14 protein-coding genes are annotated in these 16,266 nt (G+C 73.3%); 9 read left to right on the forward strand and 5 right to left on the reverse strand.

Annotated elements, in window-relative coordinates:
* Positions 1-25: 25 nt before the first annotated feature.
* Both ACZDWJ_RS08925 and guaB read left to right on the forward strand, forming a co-directional pair.
* On the forward strand, positions 26-925 hold the full coding sequence (locus tag ACZDWJ_RS08925; protein ID WP_463520590.1) for a GNAT family N-acetyltransferase: 900 nt from the start codon (positions 26-28) through the stop codon (positions 923-925).
* A 73-nt stretch (positions 926-998) separates the two neighbouring features.
* Positions 999-2,501 (forward strand): IMP dehydrogenase, encoded by a 1,503-nt coding sequence (guaB, locus tag ACZDWJ_RS08930; protein ID WP_463520591.1) that lies wholly within the window; start codon positions 999-1,001, stop codon positions 2,499-2,501.
* Between the two features lie 19 nt (positions 2,502-2,520).
* Here the strand turns inward: guaB and ACZDWJ_RS08935 are convergent, their stop codons facing one another.
* From ACZDWJ_RS08935 to ACZDWJ_RS08945, 3 genes are all read right to left on the reverse strand, one after another.
* The gene (locus ACZDWJ_RS08935) at positions 2,521-3,207 is read right to left on the reverse strand and encodes a hypothetical protein (RefSeq protein WP_463520592.1); all 687 of its coding nucleotides are present in this window, start codon (positions 3,205-3,207) and stop codon (positions 2,521-2,523) included.
* Between the two features lie 102 nt (positions 3,208-3,309).
* On the reverse strand, positions 3,310-4,650 hold the full coding sequence (locus tag ACZDWJ_RS08940; protein WP_463520593.1) for a hypothetical protein: 1,341 nt from the start codon (positions 4,648-4,650) through the stop codon (positions 3,310-3,312).
* Entirely contained in the window at positions 4,647-5,237 is a 591-nt protein-coding gene (locus ACZDWJ_RS08945) for a SigE family RNA polymerase sigma factor (RefSeq protein ID WP_463520594.1), read from the reverse strand. The genes ACZDWJ_RS08940 and ACZDWJ_RS08945 overlap by 4 nt, the downstream gene beginning before the upstream one ends.
* 70 nt (positions 5,238-5,307) lie before the next feature.
* On the opposite strand from ACZDWJ_RS08945, the gene ACZDWJ_RS08950 reads away from it, so the two are divergent.
* Positions 5,308-6,414 (forward strand): GuaB3 family IMP dehydrogenase-related protein, encoded by a 1,107-nt coding sequence (locus ACZDWJ_RS08950; protein ID WP_463520595.1) that lies wholly within the window; start codon positions 5,308-5,310, stop codon positions 6,412-6,414.
* Positions 6,411-6,872, forward strand: coding sequence for a ribonuclease HI (rnhA, locus tag ACZDWJ_RS08955; RefSeq protein ID WP_463520596.1), 462 nt, complete (start codon positions 6,411-6,413; stop codon positions 6,870-6,872). The genes ACZDWJ_RS08950 and rnhA overlap by 4 nt, the downstream gene beginning before the upstream one ends.
* A gap of 3 nt (positions 6,873-6,875) precedes the next feature.
* On the opposite strand, the gene ACZDWJ_RS08960 is transcribed toward rnhA, so the two are convergent.
* Both ACZDWJ_RS08960 and ACZDWJ_RS08965 read right to left on the reverse strand, forming a co-directional pair.
* A complete protein-coding gene (locus ACZDWJ_RS08960; RefSeq protein ID WP_463520597.1) occupies positions 6,876-8,129 on the reverse strand; it encodes an RNA polymerase sigma factor in 1,254 nt (417 codons plus the stop codon).
* 7 nt (positions 8,130-8,136) lie between these two features.
* Entirely contained in the window at positions 8,137-8,484 is a 348-nt protein-coding gene (locus ACZDWJ_RS08965; RefSeq protein ID WP_463520598.1) for a YciI family protein, read from the reverse strand.
* A gap of 224 nt (positions 8,485-8,708) precedes the next feature.
* Here ACZDWJ_RS08965 and ACZDWJ_RS08970 point away from each other — a divergent pair, with 224 nt between their 5' ends.
* From ACZDWJ_RS08970 to ACZDWJ_RS08990, 5 genes are all read left to right on the forward strand, one after another.
* Positions 8,709-9,851: a phosphotransferase family protein gene (locus tag ACZDWJ_RS08970; protein ID WP_463520599.1), complete on the forward strand. Its 1,143-nt coding sequence runs from the start codon at positions 8,709-8,711 to the stop codon at positions 9,849-9,851.
* Positions 9,851-10,963, forward strand: a complete 1,113-nt coding sequence (locus ACZDWJ_RS08975; RefSeq protein ID WP_463520655.1) for an Rv3169 family protein — start codon at positions 9,851-9,853, stop codon at positions 10,961-10,963. Before ACZDWJ_RS08970 ends, ACZDWJ_RS08975 begins: the two co-directional genes overlap by 1 nt.
* Before the next feature lie 20 nt (positions 10,964-10,983).
* Entirely contained in the window at positions 10,984-12,447 is a 1,464-nt protein-coding gene (locus ACZDWJ_RS08980; RefSeq protein WP_463520600.1) for an aldehyde dehydrogenase, read from the forward strand.
* 186 nt (positions 12,448-12,633) lie between these two features.
* Positions 12,634-14,256, forward strand: a complete 1,623-nt coding sequence (locus ACZDWJ_RS08985) for a succinic semialdehyde dehydrogenase (protein WP_463520601.1) — start codon at positions 12,634-12,636, stop codon at positions 14,254-14,256.
* Entirely contained in the window at positions 14,256-15,971 is a 1,716-nt protein-coding gene (locus tag ACZDWJ_RS08990; protein WP_463520602.1) for a GMC oxidoreductase, read from the forward strand. Before ACZDWJ_RS08985 ends, ACZDWJ_RS08990 begins: the two co-directional genes overlap by 1 nt.
* The last annotated feature ends 295 nt before the right edge of the window (positions 15,972-16,266 follow it).

Genomic DNA, 16,266 nt, shown 5'->3' on the forward strand with positions numbered 1-16,266 from the left:
CGACCGTGAGCCCATGCTCTGGCGCGTGCGGACCACCCTTCCCGACCGGCCCGGCGCGCTCGCGGCCCTGGCCCAGCGCTGCGCCGAGGCCGGCGTCGACATCGCCGGGCTGCAGATCTTCCCCGGCGCGGACGCGGTGACCGACGAGGTCGTCATGGCCACCCCGGACGACTGGGACCAGGAGCGCATCCGCGGGCTCGTCGAGGGCTCCGGCTGGGCCTGCGTCGTCGCCCAGCCCTCCGACGAGGGCGCCCTGCTCGACCAGCCGACGCGCTACGTGCAGGCGGCCCGCGCGATCATCGCGCAGCCGGCCTCCTTCCCCGAGGTCGTCGCGCGGCTCTTCGACGCCGAGTCCGAGCCCTCGCCGGGGGAGGGCGCGCCCCAGGACCTCCTCGAGATGACGGTCGGCGACGTGCAGGTGCAGGTGCGCCGTTCGACGCCGTTCACCGACACCGAGCGCGCCCGCGGCGCCGCGATGGCCGACCTCGTCTCCGACGTCCTGCAGCGCACCGCCGCCGCCGGCGTCAGCGCGGCCACGGTCGTGGCCACTCCGACCGGACGTCGGATGGGCACGGGCGTGGTGCCCGAGCACGTCGTCGACGGACCGTCGGTCTCGGCGGTGTTCGACGGCGTCGTGGTGGCCCTGGCCACCGTCGAGCCGGCCGGGGAGGAGCCCGGCGTGCGCCCGGTGACGCTGCGCGTCGACCCCGCCTGGCAGCGCCGCGGCATCGGCACCCGCCTGCTCATGGACGCCGCCCGTCTGGCCGCCGGGCTCGGCGCGGAGGAGATCCTGCTCACCACCCGCGCCGACAACCAGGCGGTCCTGCCGATGGTGCTGGCCGCGGGCATGCGCGGCCGGATCCGGATGGCCGCCGACCAGCTCACCGTCCGCGTGCCGGTGCGCGAGCTCAAGCCGTTGGTCTAGCGGTCGGTGCCGTGGCCGGTCCCACGCCCGGGCTGGCTGGGGTCCACGGGCCTCGCGCCGATAGGATGCGGTGGTGGAGATCCCCGAGAAGTTCGCTGCGCTGGGCCTCACCTACGACGACGTGCTGCTGCTGCCGGGTCATTCCGACCTCGCGCCGGCCGACATCGACACCTCCTCGCGGCTGACCCGCGAGATCACGCTCAAGGTGCCGCTGGTCAGCGCCGCCATGGACACCGTCACCGAGTCGCGCATGGCCATCGCCATGGCGCGCCAGGGCGGCCTCGGCGTGCTCCACCGCAACCTCTCGATCGAGGACCAGGCCTACCAGGTCGACCTCGTCAAGCGCACCCAGACCGGCATCATCACCAACCCGGTCACCATCGGCCCCGACGCCACCCTCGAGGAGCTCGACCGCATCTGCGGCGAGTACCGCGTCTCCGGACTCCCGGTGGTCGACGTCGAGAACCACCTCATCGGCATCATCACCAACCGCGACCTGCGGTTCACCCCCGTCGCGGAGTGGGCCACCACGAAGGTCGACGAGGTCATGACCTCGATGCCGCTGATCACCGGCCCGTCCGGCATCAGCCGCGAGGAGGCCACCACCCTGCTGCGCGCCCACAAGCGCGAGCGGCTGCCGCTCATCGACGAGCAGGGCCGCCTCACCGGGCTCATCACGGTCAAGGACTTCGTCAAGGGCGAGCAGTTCCCCAAGGCGTCCTACGACTCCCAGGGTCGCCTGCTCGTCGGCGCGGCCATCGGCTACTTCGGCGACGCCTGGCAGCGCGCCACCACGCTGGTCGACGCCGGCGTCGACGTGCTCGTCGCCGACACCGCCCACGGCAACGTGCGGATGCTCCTCGACATGGTGCAGCGGCTGAAGTCCGACCCCGCCACCCGCCACGTGCAGGTCATCGGCGGCAACGTCGCCACCCGCGAGGGCGCCCAGGCGTTCGTCGACGCCGGCGCGGACGCGGTCAAGGTCGGCGTCGGCCCCGGCTCGATCTGCACCACCCGCGTCGTCACCGGCGTCGGCGTCCCGCAGATCACCGCGGTCTACGAGGCCTCGCTGGCCACCAGGCCGGCCGGCGTCCCGCTCATCGCCGACGGCGGCATGAAGCACTCCGGCGAGATCGGCAAGGCCATCGTGGCCGGCGCCGACGCCGTCATGCTCGGCTCGCTGCTGGCCGGCTGCGAGGAGTCGCCCGGCGAGCTCGTCTTCGTCAACGGCAAGCAGTACAAGTCCTACCGGGGCATGGGCTCGTTGGGCGCCATGAGCAGCCGTGGCAAGAAGTCCTACTCCAAGGACCGCTACTTCCAGGCCGAGGTCACCAGCGACGACATGATCGTGCCCGAGGGCGTCGAGGGCCAGGTGGCCTACCGCGGCGCGCTGTCCGCGGTGGCCCACCAGCTCATCGGCGGCCTCTCCCAGACGATGTTCTACGTCGGCGCCCGCACCGTGGGCGAGCTGCAGGAGAAGGGCCGCTTCGTGCGGATCACCTCGGCCTCGCTCAAGGAGAGCCACCCGCACGGCGTCCAGATGACCGTCGAGGCCCCGAACTACACCGGCTTCTGAGCCGGCAGCCGGCGCAGGCTCACGACTCCCGGGCGTAGCCGACCAGCACCGCGCTGCCCACCGAGTGGCGGCTGATCGTCGAGCGGCCGTCCCAGGTCTGCACCCGCCACACCGGCGTGGAGCGGTCGATGCCGCCGGCGAGGTCGCCGGGGCCGTAGATCGAGCCGTCCTTGCTGCAGCTGGCGTAGCCGACCCAGTCGGGGTGCTGACGCGGAGCGCCCCACGCGCCGCCGACCCGCTGCAGGCACACGGCGCCGTCGCCGAGGGTCAGGCGCAGCGGCTGCGGCTGCGCCGGGCGGGTGACGTCGGGGTACTCGCCGGCGTAGCGGATCCGGGCCAGCCGGTGGCCGGCGAGGTCGCGCACGCACAGCACCGTGTGGTGGTCGGAGAGGAAGCAGGCGCGGACGCCGACCGCCGTCGGGTAGCACGAGGAGATGCCGTCGGCGGTGGCCGAGGGGGCGGCGCCGTCGCAGGTGACGCTGCCGGACTCCCGCACCACCGTCCATCCGGGGGCGGCCTCGCCGGCGTGGGTGACCGGACGCATCACCGAGACGTGGGTCGTGGCCGGAGCGGTGCGCGCGGCGCGGTCGGCGAGCGAGGGCGCGTCGCCCAGGAGCGTGGCGAGGGCGACCGCGAGTGCGGTGACGACCGCCGCGAGCAGGACGTGGCGGGAGAGGTTCCGGGCGAGGCGGACGCGCAGGTGCATGACGTGCTCCGAGAGTGGGGGAGACGGAGGACCGGGCGCCCTCCACGAGAGAGGACGCCCGGTCGCGGCGATTCGTTGCGCGAGGTCTCGGGTCGGCGCCGGTCAGTCGGCGGGCACGTAGATCGCCACGCCCGCCTGCGGAGCCCGCGACCTGACGTAGGAGGAGTCGCCCTCGACGCCCTCGATGGTGCGGACCTGGTAGGTCTCGCCGCCGAGCAGCACGCCGGCGGTGGCACGTCCCGGCCCGGCCGTGTTCGAGCCCATCGTGCTCGAGGTCCCGTAGGTGCGCGGTCCACGCCACTCGGTGCGGTACTCGCCACGCCCGCTGATCTGGACGAGCAGGCGGTCCCCGGTCACCGGCGCCCCGGTGCGCACCGTGAACTCCGTCGAGGAGTCCTCGCGGACCGAGGACAGCCGCCAGGTGCGCCCGGCGTCCTCGAGCACGCGTGGCAGGTCGGAGCCCAGAGGCCCGGGCGTCGTCGGACCGGCGGCGTAGACGGCCAGTCCGATCATGGCGCCGCTCTGGTCGGTGACGCGCGGGCCCTTCTCTCCCCGGGTCACGTAGGCCTCGAGGCGCACGGCGCGGCCCGGAGCGGCCTGGCCGTAGGAGAAGGACGGCTCGACGCCGGAGTCGTCGCACGCTCTGCTGAGGAACTCGCCGCCCTCGCCGTCACGCACGTGCAGGTGCAGGTCCGAGCCCTCCGCTCGGCAGTAGACCCGCACGAGCATCCCGCCCCCGGCGTCGACCTGCTCCGGGGCGACGGAGACGCTCGGCGAGAGACCCCGGGAGTCGTCCCAGGCGCCGCTCACCAGGCGTGCGTCCCCGACGGTGTCGCGCAGCACGGCCGAGCCGTCAGGCGCGGCGAGGCCGGGGGCCAGCCCGCCGGTGGCCGCGTAGACCGCGATCCCGGCGCGGGCGCCCGTCGGGGTCCCCTGCAGCCGCACGTGCAGGCGGTCGGCCTCCGAGCCGACCCAGAACGGCATCGCCCGAGGGTGCGCGGCGTCGACCCGCGCGACGGCCTCGCCGCCGGTGCCGTCGTCCGCGGCGTCGACGACCAGGGTCGCGACCCCGGTGCCGAGGTCATCGCCGACCAGCATCACGGCTCGATCTCCGCGCTGTCGCGGCAGCGCGGCGGCTCCGTCGACGAAGGCGGCCGTGTCCTCCAGGGAGTAGGGGAATCCGTAGAGGTCCACCCGGCTCGGCACGTCGAGACCGACGACGGTCTTGGCGGGCTGCACGGCGTCGGGCGGGTCCACGAGGGCCCGCACGCCCAGCCCGGCGCCGACGACGAGGGCGAGGGCGGCGACGGCGCCGGCGCGGCGCTGGCGGCGCACGCGACGCACCCGGCCGTGCACCGCGGCGGCGCGCAGGGGCAGGGCGTCGTCGGTGACGGCGTCGGCCTGGTCGGTCAGGGTGCGGCGCAGGTCGTCGAGGCTGCTCATCGTGCGTCCTCCTCGGGTCGGGCGGCGGGTCGGGCGGCGGGTCGGGCGGGGTCGGCGCCGGCCACGAGGGCCGGGTCGATGCGGAGACGGGCCAGCGCCTTGGAGGTCTGGCTCTTGACGGTGCCGGGGGAGATGCCCAGGAGCTCGGCGGTGTCGCGCTCGCTGAGGTCCTCGACGAACCGCAGCACGATCACCGCCCGCTGGCGGCGCGGGAGGCGTCCCATCGCGGCCCAGAGGTCGTGACGCTCGTCGGAGCCGGCGTAGGCGTCCGCGCCGGGCGCCGGCTCGGGCAGCTCGTCGTGGGACACCTCCCCGTTCCACCTGCGTCGCCACCACGAGGAGTAGGTGTTGACGAGCACCTTGCGCACGTAGGGCTCGGGCTCGCCGTCGATGCGTCCCCAGGCGAACCAGCTCTTGGTGAGCGCGGTCTGGAGGAGGTCCTCGGCGAGGGCGTGGTCCCGGGTGAGGAGGTAGGCCAGGCGGAGCAGGGCGCTCGAGCGGCTGGCGACGAAGCCGTCGAAGTCCACGCGGTCGCGTGGTCGCGCACCCGAGAGCGCGATCGACTCCTCGTCGGTCATGGTGTCCATGCTCCCTTCGACCGTCCAGCCCCTCGCCGGGGTTGCCTGCCTCGGCGCATTCTCTCGATAGAGTTCCCCGGTGACCGAGATCGAGATCGGCCGGGCCAAGCGCGCACGGCGTGCCTACTCCTTCGACGACATCGCGATCGTGCCCTCCCGGCGCACGCGCGACCCCGAGGAGGTCAGCACCCACTGGCAGATCGACGCCTACCGCTTCGACCTGCCCGTCATGGCCGCGCCGATGGACTCCGTGATGTCGCCGGAGTCCGCGATCACCCTCGGCCGCCTCGGCGGTCTGGGCGTGCTGAACCTCGAGGGCCTGTGGACCCGCTACGAGGACCCCGCCAGCCTCCTCGAGGAGGTCTCCCGCCTCGAGGGCGCGCAGGCCACCGCCCGCATGCAGGAGATCTACGCCGAGCCGGTCAAGGCCGGGCTGATCGCCGAGCGGCTGCGCGAGATCCGCGACGCCGGCGTCACCGTCGCCGGGTCGCTCTCCCCGCAGCGCACCAAGGAGTTCGCCAAGACCGTCGTCGACGCCGGCGTCGACATGTTCGTCATCCGCGGCACCACCGTCTCCGCCGAGCACGTCTCGGGGCAGGCCGAGCCGCTCAACCTCAAGGAGTTCATCTACGAGCTCGACGTGCCGGTCATCGTCGGCGGCTGCGCCACCCACCAGGCGGCGCTGCACCTGATGCGCACCGGCGCGGCCGGCGTGCTCGTCGGATTCGGCGGCGGTGCGGCCCACACCACCCGCACCGTGCTCGGCATCGCCGTCCCGATGGCCAGCGCGGTGGCCGACGTCGCCGCCGCGCGCCGCGACTACCTCGACGAGTCCGGCGGCCGCTACGTCCACGTCATCGCCGACGGCTCGATCGGTCGCTCCGGCGACATCGCCAAGGCCATCGCCTGCGGCGCCGACGCCGTCATGGTCGGCTCGCCGTTCGCGCGCGCCACCGACGCTCCGGGCCGCGGCTTCCACTGGGGCACCGAGGCCCACCACCCCGAGCTGCCCCGCGGCACCCGGGTGGAGTTCGGCACGGTCGGCTCGATGGAGGAGATCCTCTTCGGCCCCTCCCGCGTCGCCGACGGCACGATGAACCTCATCGGCGCGCTCAAGCGCTCCATGGCCACCACCGGCTACACCGACGTCAAGGAGTTCCAGCGCGTGGAGGTCGTCGTCGAGTGACCGACGACGTCGTCGAGATCTGGACCGACGGCGCCTGCGTGCCCAACCCGGGTCCGGGCGGCTGGGGCGCCCTGCTGCGTCAGGGCCCGCACGAGCTGGAGCTGTGCGGCGGCGACGCCGAGACCACCACGAACAACCGCATGGAGCTCACCGCGCCGATCATGGCGCTGCAGGCCCTCAAGCGGTCGGTCACGGTGCGCGTCCACACCGACAGCACCTACGTGCGCAACGGCGTCACGTCGTGGGTCACCACCTGGCAGCGCAACGGCTGGCGCACCTCGGCCAAGCAGCCGGTGAAGAACGAGGACCTCTGGCGTGCGCTGGTGGCCGAGGCCGCCCGCCACGAGGTCGAGTGGCTGTGGGTCAAGGGCCATGCCGGCGACGAGGGCAACGAGCGCGCCGACCGGCTCGCGGCGAAGGGCCTCGAGGAGGCCGTCGCGGCCGCCCGCGGCGCTTGAGCCCTATCCGTCCAGCACCAGCCGGCGCGTCGCCTCGTTGAGCGGGAGCGCCGCGGCGCGCTGCTCGGCGAGCACCGCCTCCTCCTCGCGGCCCACCCGGCGCAGCAGCACCGCGCGGGCGGCATGCCAGTAGGCGTAGCCCTCCAGGCCGTCGACGGCCTCGACGGCGGCCAGCCCGGCCGCCGGCCCGTCGCGTTCGCCGAGCGCGACCGCGCGGTTGAGGGCGACCACCGGTCCGGGGTCGACGGCCAGCAGCACGTCGTACCAGGAGACCACCGCGCCCCAGTCGGTCTCGGCGAGGCTCGGGGCCAGGGCGTGGCAGGCGGCGATGGCGGCCTGCACCAGATAGGGGTGGGGACGCTCGCCGGCGCGACGCAGGCCCTCGCCGATCAGCGGGACGGCCTCGCCGATGGCGGCGGCGTCCCAGCGGGAGCGGTCCTGCTCGCCCAGCAGCACGGGACGGCCGGCCTCGTCGACGCGCGCGGCCCCGCGGGAGTGCTGCAGCAGCATGAGGGCCAGCAGGCCGATCGCCCCGACGTCGCCGGGCTCGAGCTCGTGCAGGAGCCGGCCCAGGCGCAGGGCCTGACGGCACAGCTCGCCGCGCGCGAGCTCCTCCCCGCCGGACGCCGCGTAGCCCTCGTTGAAGAGCAGGTAGGTCGTGGCCAGCACGGCGCTCCAGCGCTCGGGCAGCTCGTGGTCGGCCGGCACCCGGTAGGGGATCCGCGCCTGCTTGATCTTCTGGCGGGCGCGCACGAGCCGACGGGCGACGGCGTCGGGCTGGGCCAGCAGGGCCCGCGCGATCTCCTCCTCGCTCAGCCCGCACAGCGTGCGCAGGCTCAGGGCCACGCGGCTGGCGGGGGAGAGGGAGGGGTGGCAGCAGGTGAAGAGCAGCCGCAGGAGGTCGTCGTGGAGCACGCCGGCGTCCGGCTCCGCCTCGGGCTCCTCCCAGCCCTCGCGGGCGTCGGGGTCCTGCTGCACGGCACGCTCCTCGCGACGGGCCCGGCTCTGCTCGGCGCGGAGCCGGTCCAGCGCGCGACGCCGGGCGACGACGCGCAGCCACGCGACGGGGCTCTCCGGCACGCCGTCGCGGGGCCAGGTGAGCAGGGCGCGCTCGACGGCGTCCTGCACGGCGTCCTCGGCCAGGGCCAGGTCGCCGATCTGGCGGGTGAGGGTCGCGAGCACGTCGCGACCCGCCTCCCGCACCACGGACGCCAGGGCGTCCGCCGGTGCGGGAGGGCCGGTCACGGCGTCGGTCACGGGTCGCTCATCCCATGGGGATGACCGGGCGGACCTCGACCGCGCCGTTCCAGGCGGCCGGGATCTGCGCGGCGGCGGCGATGGCCTCGTCGAGGTCGGCGCACTCGAGCAGGAAGAAGCCGGTGAGCACCTCCTTGGTCTCGGCGTAGGGGCCGTCGGTGGTGAGGACGTCGCCGCCCTTGCCGCCGCTGACGCGCACGGTGGTGGCGGTCGCGGTCGGGAAGAGGGCGGCCCCGCCGCGGATGATCGAGGCGGCGGCCTGGCTGAAGGCGCCGTACTCGACCATCTCCTCGGCGTTCTCCGGGGCGGTCCAGTCGAGGTCGGAGGTGTAGATGACGGCGGCGTACAGGGGCATGGTGGCTCCTCGGTTCCCGGGACGACGAGGCGTCGTCCTCACCAGGGTGACGGAGCCGGGACGTCAGGGAGGACATCTTCGCCGCAGATTCCTGCGCGCTGGTCTGGACCGCCGCCCGACCCTTGACGACTAGAACACGTTCCACCGATGCTGACGCGTGTCAGCTCGAGACGTGGGTCACACCCGTGGCCACGCTCGACCTGTCTCGATCGTGAGGTGAGCTCGTGACCCAGGCGCCCCCGCCCGCCGACCTGCAGATGCAGCGCTCCAGCCGCGACGCCACCACCGTCCCGGACGTGCTCGCCGCCTGGCTGGCCACCCGGCTGCCCGCCGGCGCCGATCCGCACGTGGTGCTGCACTCCGGCATCGCGGCCAACGGCATGAGCTCGGAGACGCTCGTGCTCGACGTCGAGCTCACCGAGGACGGGCGGCGCGTCACGCGTCCCTACGTGGCCCGGGTCGCCCCGGCGGCCGGCGACTTCCCGGTCTTCCCCCGCTACGACCTCGGGGAGCAGTACGAGGCCATGCGCCTGGTCGGCGAGCTCACCGACGTGCCCGTGCCGGCGGTCTCGCTGCTGGAGCCCACCGGCACGGTGCTCGGGACGCCCTTCTTCCTCATGGACCGCGTCGACGGCGTCGTGCCGCCCGACGTGCTGCCCTACAACTTCGACGACAGCTGGGTCTTCGAGGCCGTGCCCGAGCACCAGCGGCTGCTGCAGGAGTCCTCGGTCGAGGTGCTCGCCCGGCTGCACGCCGTGCCCGACGCCGTCACCACCTTCGGCTTCCTCGACCCCGCCCGCCACGGTCACGAGGGCCCGACCCTCCTGGCGCGCAACCTCGCGCGGACCCGCGCCTGGTACGAGTACGCCGTGCTCGACCTCGGGCGCTCCCCGATGGTCGAGCGGGCGCTGTCCTGGCTCGAGGCCCACCTGCCCGACGTCGGCGACGACGAGGCGGTGCTGTGCTGGGGCGACGCTCGCATCGGCAACATGATGTACCGCGACCATCGGCCGGTCGCGGTGCTCGACTGGGAGATGGCCGCGGTCGGCCCGCGGGAGCTCGACGTGTCGTGGATGATCTTCGCCCACCAGGTCTTCGAGTCGATCGCGGGCGTGCTCGGCCTGCCGGGCATGCCCCACCTCCTCGCCGAGGCCGACGTCGTCGCGCACTCCGAGCGCCTCACCGGCGTCACGCTCGACGACCTCGCCTGGTACCACGTCTACAACGGCCTGCAGTGGTGCATCGTCTTCATGCGCACCGGCGCCCGGCAGATCCACTTCGGCGAGATCGAGCGGCCCGAGGACCTCGAGTCGCTGTTCCACTGCAAGCCGCTGGTGGAGCGCCTCCTCGACGAGGCGGGCGCGTGATGGTCGGGCCCCTCGACGAGTACCCGATCCACCAGGCCCCGCTGCCGATCGGCTGGCCCGACAGCAGCGACCGCAACTTCTACGACCGCTGCTACCTCAACGCACACGACCGCACCGGCGACCTCTTCGTCATCACCGGCCTGGGCTACTACCCCAACCTCGGCACCAAGGACGCCTTCCTGCTGCTGGCCCGCGGCGGCCGGCACGTCGCGCTCCACCTCTCCGACCGCTGCGACGACGACCGCCTCGACCAGCGCGTCGGCGGCTACCGCGTGGAGGTGCTCGAGCCGCTGCAGCGCCTGCGCATCACGCTCGAGGAGACCGAGGGCATCTCCGCCGACCTCACCTGGGAGGGCTCCTTCCCGGTGCTCCAGGAGCAGCGCCACGTGCTGCGCTCGGGCGCCCGGGTGACCCTCGATGCCCAGCGCTTCGCGCAGGTCGGCACCTGGAGCGGCCACGTCACGATCGACGGCGAGCGGATCGAGGTGACGCCCGACCGATGGGTCGGCACCCGCGACCGCTCCTGGGGCATCCGTCCGGTGGGCGAGGCCGAGCCCGCGGGCGCGCCGTCCGACCCGCCCTTCGACGGCATGTGGTGGCTCTACGTGCCGATGCGCTTCGAGGACTTCGCCGTCGTGGTGATCCTGCAGGAGGACCCGTCCGGCTACCGCACGCTCAACGACTGCCATCGGGTGTGGCCCGACGGTCGGGTCGAGCAGCTCGGCTGGCCGCACGTGAGCGTCCACTACGCGCCCGGCACCCGCACGCCCACCGGCGCGACGCTGCGCTGCACCACCCCCGACGGCTCCCCGCTGGAGATCGAGGTGTCCTCGCTGCTGGCCACGCCGCTGCACGTCGGCGCCGGCTACGGCGGCGACCCCGACTGGACCCACGGCCAGTGGAAGGGCGAGGGGTTCGCCGAGCGCGTCCACTACGACCTCGACGACGACGCCGTGCGCGGCCGGATGATGTTCGGCTGCGTCGACCACGTCGGACGGGCGGTGCTCACCGAGGGCGACGCCAGCATCGAGGGCTGGGGCCTGTTCGAGCACTTCTGCATCGGCCGCCACGACCCCACCGGCTTCGCCGACTGGTTCGCCGTCGCCCCCTGAGCATCCGAAGGAGCACCGCCATGACGAGTCCGACCCTGGACCGCGACGCCCTCTACATCGACGGCGACTGGCGCGCCCCGGCCACCTCGGCGGTGCTCGAGGTCGTCGACCCCGCCACCGAGCAGGTCGTGGCGCGGGTGCCCGAGGGCTCGAGGGCCGACGTCGACGCCGCCGTGGCCGCCGCCCGGCAGGCCTTCGACCACGGGCCCTGGCCGCGGATGACGCCGGCCGAGCGGATCGCGGTGATCGAGCGGTTCTCCGGCCTCTACGCCGCCCGGCTCGGCGACATGGCCGCGCTCATCACCCTCGAGATGGGCGCGCCGACGTCGTTCTCCAACCTCGCGCAGAGCCCGGCGCCGTGGATGCAGATCGAGGCGTTCCTCGCGATCGCCCGGGAGTTCGCGTGGGAGGCCGAGCGGCCCGGCGCACTGGGGGCCCCGGTGGTGGTGCGCCACGAGCCGGTGGGCGTGGTGGCGGCGATCCCGCCGTGGAACGTCCCGCAGTTCACCACGATCTCCAAGGTCGTCCCGGCGCTCCTGGCCGGCTGCACGGTGGTGGTGAAGCCGGCGCCGGAGACCCCGCTGGACGCCTACCTCATGGCCGAGCTGCTCCACGAGGCCGGCGTGCCGGCCGGCGTGGTCAACGTCGTCGCCGCCGGCCGCGAGGTGGGGGAGCACCTCGTCGCGCACCCCGGCGTCGACAAGGTGGCCTTCACCGGCTCCACCGCGGCCGGACGCCGCATCGGCGCCGTGTGCGGCGAGCGGCTCAAGCGCTGCTCGCTGGAGCTGGGCGGCAAGTCGGCGGCGATCGTGCTCGACGACGCCGACCTGGTCAGCACCGTCGAGGGCCTGAGGTTCATCGGCCTGATGAACTCCGGCCAGGCCTGTGTGGCCCAGACCCGCGTGCTGGTCTCGCGGCGCAGCCACGACCTCGTCGTCGACGCGCTCGCCGAGGCCGTCGGCGCGATGCAGGTGGGCGACCCGCAGGACCCGGCGACCGAGATCGGCCCGATGGTCGCGCGGCGTCAGCAGGAGCGCGTCGAGGGCTACATCGCGCTGGGGGAGCAGGAGGGCGCGCGCCTCGTCGTCGGCGGCACCGGACGTCCCGCCGGGCTCGAGCGGGGCTGGTTCGTGCGGCCCACCGTCTTCGCCGAGGTCGACAACCGCATGCGCATCGCGCAGGAGGAGATCTTCGGCCCGGTGCTCTCGGTGATCGCCTACGACGACGTCGACGACGCCGTGCGCATCGCCAACGACTCCGACTACGGCCTGGCCGGCACGGTGTGGACCTCCGACGCCGACGCCGGGCTCGAGGTCGCCCGCCGGGTGCGCGCGGGCACCTACGGCGTGAACACCTACACGATGGACTTCGCCGCCCCGTTCGGCGGCTACAAGGCCTCGGGCATCGGTCGGGAGTTCGGCCCGGAGGGCCTCGCGCAGTACTGCGAGCTGAAGTCGGTCTACACCCAGGCGCCGTCGGCGTGACCGGTGCGGGGGCCCGATGGACGCCCGGAGGAGGCCCGTGGACGCCCATGTGAGGGCGGCTGTCATCACATAGTGAGACGCGGTCTGGACCAGTTCTGAGCGGTTGACATGCGGATACGTGGTGTCAAGCCAGGAGATCGCTACCGAAGGGTAGTGACGGCCGTCGCTCTCACCTACCCTCCGGGTATGAGCGCGAGCACTCCCAACCCGGCCGGAGGCCCCCTGGTCGGCGGCCCGGCCGACCCCGAGCACGACCCGACGGCGTCCTACGCCCTCGAGCCCGACTACGTCGCGAGCCTCACCGGTCGCATCCTGGCCACCTCGGGGGAGGCCAAGCAGAGCCACTCGCCGATCAACGGCGCGCCCGTGGCTCACATCCCGCAGTCCACCGAGGACGACGTCGTCGAGGCCTTCGCCCGCGCCCGTCGCGCGCAGCTGGCCTGGGCGCGCACCAGCCTCGACCACCGCGCCGCGATCATGCTGCGCCTGCACGACCTCCTCCTCGAGCGGCAGGAGGAGATCCTCGACCTCATCGTGTGGGAGTCCGGCAAGGCCCGCACCCACGCCTTCGACGAGGTCCTCCACGTCGCGCTCACCGCCCGCTACTACGCCCGCACCGCCCACGAGCACCTCGACACCCGCCGCAAGCTCGGCGTCGCGCCCGTGCTCACGCGCGTCGAGGTCAACCGGGTGCCCAAGGGCGTCGTCGGCATCATCAGCCCCTGGAACTACCCCTTCACCATGGCGCTGTGCGACGGCCTGCCCGCCCTCATGGCCGGCAACGCCGTCGTCACCAAGCCCGACGCCCAGACCATGCTCACCGCCCTGCTCGGCGCCGGGCTGCTCGAGGAGGCCGGCTTCCCGCGCGACCTGTGGCAGGTCGTCGCCGGCCCCGGCAGCCGCGTCGGCATGTCGATCATCGCCAAGGCCGACTACGTCTGCTTCACCGGCTCCACGGCCACCGGCAAGCGCGTCGCGGCGGCCTGCGCCGACCGGCTCATCGGCTGCTCGCTCGAGCTCGGCGGCAAGAACCCGATGCTCGTGCTCCGCGACGCCGACGCCGACCGCGCCGCCGAGGGCGCCGTGCGCGCCGCGTTCTCCAACGCCGGCCAGCTGTGCGTCTCCATCGAGCGGCTCTTCGTCGCCGATCAGGTCTACGACCGCTTCGTCGAGCGCTTCGTGGCCCGCACCCAGGCGATGACCCTCGGCGCCACGCTCGAGTGGGGCACCGACATGGGCTCGCTGATCTCTCAGGAGCAGCTCGACACCGTCGTGGCCCACGTCGACGACGCCGTCGCCAAGGGCGCCCGGGTGCTCGCCGGCGGCCGGGCGCGTCCCGACCTCGGCCCCTACTTCTACGAGCCGACGATCCTCGAGAACGTCAGCCCCGACATGACCTGCTTCGGCCAGGAGACCTTCGGCCCGGTCGTCTCGATCTACCGCTTCCACGACGAGGCGGACGCCATCGCACGCGCCAACGACGGCGAGTACGGCCTCAACGCCTCCGTCTACACCCAGGACGGCGCCCGCGGCCGCGCGATCGCCGCGCAGGTCAAGTGCGGCACCGTCAACGTCAACGAGGCCTTCGGTGCGACGTTCGCCAGCGTCGACTCGCCCATGGGCGGCATGCGCGAGTCCGGCATGGGACGCCGCCAGGGCGCCGAGGGCATCCACCGCTACACCGAGTCGCAGTCGGTGGCCACCCAGCGACTCATCCGTCTCGCGCCGATGCTCGGCATGTCCGACCAGGCGTACGCCAAGGTGATGTCCGCGAACCTGCGGCTGATGAAGAAGCTGGGGAGGGCCTGATGGCTGACACCTACGACTACGACGTCCTCGTCATCGGATCGGGCTTCGGCGGCTCGGTCACCGCGCTGCGCCTGACCGAGAAGGGCTACAAGGTCGGCGTCATCGAGGCCGGCGCCCGCTTCGAGGACTCCGACTTCTCCTCGGGCACCCTCGACATCACCAAGTACCTCTGGGCCCCGTGGCTGGGCTGCTACGGCATCCAGCGCATCGACGCCGTCCGCGACACCATGATCGTGGCCGGCGCGGGCGTCGGCGGCGGCTCGCTGGTCTACGCCAACACCCTCTACGAGCCCCTCCCGGCGTTCTACGAGGACCCCCAGTGGCGCCACATCGCCGACTGGAAGGGCGAGCTGGCCCCCTACTACGACCAGGCCAAGCGGATGCTCGGCGTCGTCGAGAACCCCGTGCGCACGCCCGCGGACGACGTCATGGAGAAGGTCGCCACCGACATGGGCGTGGGCGACACCTTCCACCCGACGCCGGTGGGCGTCTTCTTCGGCGGTCCCGGCCAGGCGGCCGGCGAGCGCGTCGAGGACCCCTTCTTCGGCGGCGAGGGCCCGGCCCGCAACACCTGCACCAACTGCGGCGAGTGCATGTCGGGCTGTCGCCACAACGCCAAGAACACCCTGGTGAAGAACTACCTCTACCTCGCCGAGAAGAACGGCGCGAAGGTCATGCCGCTCACCACGGTCACCCGCGTTCGTCCGCTCGCCGGGGGCGGCTACGAGCTGAGCGTGAAGTACACCAAGGCCAAGCGCGCCACCGCGAGGACCACCCGCACCCTCACCGCGGAGCACGTCGTGTTCGCGGCCGCGTCGCTGGGCACCCAGAAGCTGCTGCACCGGATGAAGGACGAGGGCCACCTGCCCGGACTCTCCGACCGCCTCGGCTACCTCTCGCGCACCAACTCCGAGTCGATCCTCGGCGCCATCGCGCCCAAGAGCGACCCCACCGACTACACCCAGGGCGTCGCGATCACCTCCTCGTGGCACCCCGACGCCAACACCCACATCGAGCCGTGTCGCTACGGCAAGGGCTTCAACACCATGGCCCTCATGCAGACGGTGCTCACCGAGGGCGACACCGGCGAGCCGCGCTGGCGCGCGTGGCTGAAGGAGATGTGGAAGGAGCGCAGCAACATCGGCGCCCTCTACGACCTCAAGCACTGGTCGGAGCGCACCGTCATCGCCCTGGTCATGCAGAGCCTCGACAACTCCATCACCACCTACGGCAAGAAGGGCCTCCTGGGCTGGCGGATGACCTCCCGCCAGGGCCACGGCGCCCCCAACCCGACGTGGATCCCAGTGGCCAACGAGGCCGTCACCCGCATCGCCGGCCACCTCGGCGGCACCGCGGGCGGCAACATCGGCGAGCCGTTCAACATGCCGCTCACCGCGCACTTCATCGGCGGCTGCGCCATCGGCGACTCCCCGGAGACCGGCGTCATCGACGCCTACCAGCGCGTCTACGGCCACCCGGGCCTCCACATCGCCGACGGCTCGGCGATCTCGGCGAACCTCGGCGTGAACCCGTCGCTGACGATCACCGCCCAGGCCGAGCGGGCGATGGCCTTCTGGCCCAACAAGGGAGAGGCCGACCCGCGTCCCGCCCTCGGCGCCTCCTACCAGGCCCTCGAGCCGGTGGCCCCGGCCCGGCCGGCCGTCCCGGCGTCCGCTCCGGCGGCGCTGCGGCTGCCCATCGTCGGGGTCTCCTGACGCCTGCCGCGCACCCTCTCTCGGCCCGGATCGCCTCGGCGGTCCGGGCCGTGGTGCGTCGGCCGGTCTAGACAGATCGAGGATTCAACGACCTCGTGATGATCGCGCGTAACCCGCCATGGAGCGGGTCGTTGAGCCGTGTGGACCCGGCTTCATGCTCCCTCCCAACTATGGGCCGGGTCAGCGGTCCAGGCGCAGTCCAACAGGTGCGTGGACGCTCAGGGCCCGGCCACCCCTCCCTCCCCGGCCGGGCCCTGCGGCATTTCCTGGCCGGTGCGCGGGGCCACGCCACGGC

The sequence above is a fragment of the Nocardioides sp. B129/18 genome (assembly GCF_055282735.1).